At 73.5% G+C, this 2742-nt stretch carries 3 protein-coding genes; 2 read left to right on the top strand and 1 reads right to left on the bottom strand.

Translation table 11 applies throughout. The features are described from left to right. Window positions 1–315: 315 nt before the first annotated feature. Entirely contained in the window at window positions 316–519 is a 204-nt protein-coding gene (locus tag AAHZ94_RS32205; RefSeq protein WP_349997250.1) for a hypothetical protein, read from the bottom strand. A gap of 120 nt (window positions 520–639) precedes the next feature. On the opposite strand from AAHZ94_RS32205, the gene map reads away from it, so the two are divergent. Then, window positions 640–1497, top strand: coding sequence for a type I methionyl aminopeptidase (gene map, locus AAHZ94_RS32200; RefSeq protein WP_349997249.1), 858 nt, complete (start codon window positions 640–642; stop codon window positions 1495–1497). A gap of 447 nt (window positions 1498–1944) precedes the next feature. Beyond that, on the top strand, window positions 1945–2628 hold the full coding sequence (locus tag AAHZ94_RS32195) for a biliverdin-producing heme oxygenase (RefSeq protein WP_349997248.1): 684 nt from the start codon (window positions 1945–1947) through the stop codon (window positions 2626–2628). Window positions 2629–2742 lie beyond the last annotated feature (114 nt).

Genomic DNA, 2742 nt, shown 5'->3' with positions numbered 1-2742 from the left:
CCTAACGCGGGGGCCACGCGGGCCGGGCGGGGGCCCGGAGAACCGCCGCCGCCCGGCGGGGACGCCGGGAGGGGGGCGCGGGGGGGGGGGGGGGCGGGGGGCGGGGGCGCCGCCCGCCCGGCCGCCGGGCGGCTCGGCCGTTCCGGGCCCCATGCGCTGCCGCGGCCCGACCCTCGCGGGGTCCCTGCGCCGCCGCGGGCCGGTCACGATCAGCTAGGCCACGACCAGCCGGCACGGTCCAGCCGGGCCCGCCACCCGGCCCACGACCGGGTCCATGACCGGGCCCACGACCCGGTCCGCACCCCGCTCCGCTGCTCAGTCGTTCCAGCGCGGGTCGTCCTGCCAGTCGCGTTCGCGGTCCGCCGCGTGCTCCATGGCGTGCGCCGCCTCCTCGCGGGTGGCGTACGGGCCCATCCGGTCGGCCGCCCGGCACTCCGGGCCCTCCTCCACGCGCTGGTGGCGCAGGCAGTAGTACCACTCGCCCGGCTTGCCCGGGGCGGGCTTCTTGAACAGCGCCATCACGGCTCCTCTTCGCTCAGTTTCCTCGCGCTCCGGCGCCCGGGCCGCGCACGGCCGGCAGCCGGGCGCAGGTCCGCTTGCGGCCATGGTGCCCGATGACGCCTGGATACACTCGCTGGCATGTCTGGCCAGTCGCTTCTCGTACCGGGGGAGCTCTCCCCCATCCGTACCGTTCCCGCCGCCATCCCACGGCCCGAGTACGTCGGCAAGGACGCCCCCACGCCGTACACCGGGCCCGAGGTGCAGGACGCCGAGACCATCGAGCGGATGCGGATCGCCGGGCGGATCGCCGCGCAGGCGCTCGTGGAGACCTCGCGGCACATCGCGCCGGGCGTCACCACCGACGAACTTGACCGGGTCGCGCACGAATTCCTCTGCGACCACCGGGCCTATCCGTCCACGCTCGGCTACCGCAACTATCCCAAGTCGCTGTGCACCTCGGTGAACGAGGTGATCTGCCACGGCATCCCCGACTCGACGGTGCTGCGCGACGGCGACATCGTGAACCTGGACATCACCGCCTTCATCGGCGGCGTGCACGGGGACAACAACGCCACGTACCTGTGCGGCGAGGTGGACGAGGAGTCACGGCTCCTGGTGGAGCGCACCGAGGAGTCGCTGGCGCGGGCCATCAAGGCGGTCAAGCCTGGGCGGCAGATCAACATCATCGGCCGGGTCATCGAGTCGTACGCCAAGCGCTTCGGCTACGGCGTGGTGCGTGACTTCACCGGTCACGGCATCAACACCTCGTTCCACTCGGGCCTGATCGTGCCGCACTACGACAGCCCGCACCACACGACCGAGATCAAGCCCGGCATGACCTTCACCATCGAGCCGATGCTGACGCTCGGCACGCACACGTACGACATGTGGGACGACGGCTGGACCGTGGTCACCAAGGACCGCAAGCGCACCGCGCAGTTCGAGCACACGCTGGTGGTCACCGAGACCGGCGCGGAGATCCTCACACTGCCCTGACCCCGACCGCGCGCCCCGAGCGCACCGGTCCCCGCGGGCCCCGTCCGCGAGCTGCACGGCTCGCGGCGGGGCCCGTACGCATGCTCGGGCTCGGCGGCCGGCCGACCCCGACTCACGCGCCGGCCGTCTCTGACCCACACCCCGGCCGACCCCGGCCCGCACGCCGACTGACCCCGGCCCGCACGCCGACCACCGTCCGTGACCGTCGCCCCGGCCTGCCGTCACCATCGCGTCCGCAACCCGGGACAGCCCGTCCGACCTGGGGATCTTTTACCGACAGTTCGTCGGCAACCAATTGACTTAGGCAAGCCTAACTAGACACAATCAGGGGGCGGCGCCACCCACAAATCCGGGTGTCCCGCGCTGTTCGGGCTTGTCATGCCATTTCCGGTACGGACGGTCCGCAGTCTCTGTAGCTCCTCTCCCCTCTGCACCCGGAGGTCCGCCTTGGACGCCGCATCCGCACCCGAGCCGTTCTCGACGGTGATCCGTACCGCTTCGCACGCCCAGCACACCGAGGCGGAGGGCTCGACGTTCATGAGCGCCCTGCTCGGTGGTGAGCTCGGGGTGGCCGCCTACCGGCGCGACACGGAACAGCTCTGGTTCGTCTACCGCGCCCTGGAAGAGGCCGCCGCCCGCCTGGCCGGCGACCCGGTCGCGGGCCCCTTCATACGCCCCGAACTGGCCCGTACCGCCCCGCTCGAACGCGACCTGGCCTTCCTCGGCGGCCCCGACTGGCGCACCGACCTCCAGCCGCTGCCCGCCACCGCCGCGTACGCCGCGCGCGTCGCCGAGTGCGCCCGCCAGTGGCCCGCCGGCTACGTCGCCCACCACTACACGCGCTACCTCGGCGACCTGGCGGGCGGCCAGATCATCCGCGGCACGGCCGAGAAGACCTGGGGCTTCGCCCGCAAGGGCGACGGGGTCAGGTTCTACGTCTTCGACGGGATCGACAACCCGGCCGCGTTCAAGCGCGAGTACCGCGCGCTCCTGGACGCACTGCCCGTGGACGACCTGGAGAAGCAGCGCGTCATCGACGAGTGCAAGCAGGCGTTCGCCCTGAACACGGCGGTCTTCCGGGAGCTCGGCGAGGTCTTCGGCACCGACGGGCCCGGCCGCCTCAGCGCCTGACCCGGCAGGTGCCCCAGGGCTGAACCCTGCGGCCGGGGCCGGCCCCCCCCCCCCCCCCCCGGCCCCGCCCCCCCCCCCCCCCCCCCCCCCCCCCCCCCCCCCCCCCCCCCCCCC

The organism is Streptomyces sp. HSW2009, assembly GCF_040240285.1.
GTDB lineage: Bacteria > Actinomycetota > Actinomycetes > Streptomycetales > Streptomycetaceae > Streptomyces.
This window is presented reverse-complemented; position numbering and strand designations above follow the sequence as displayed.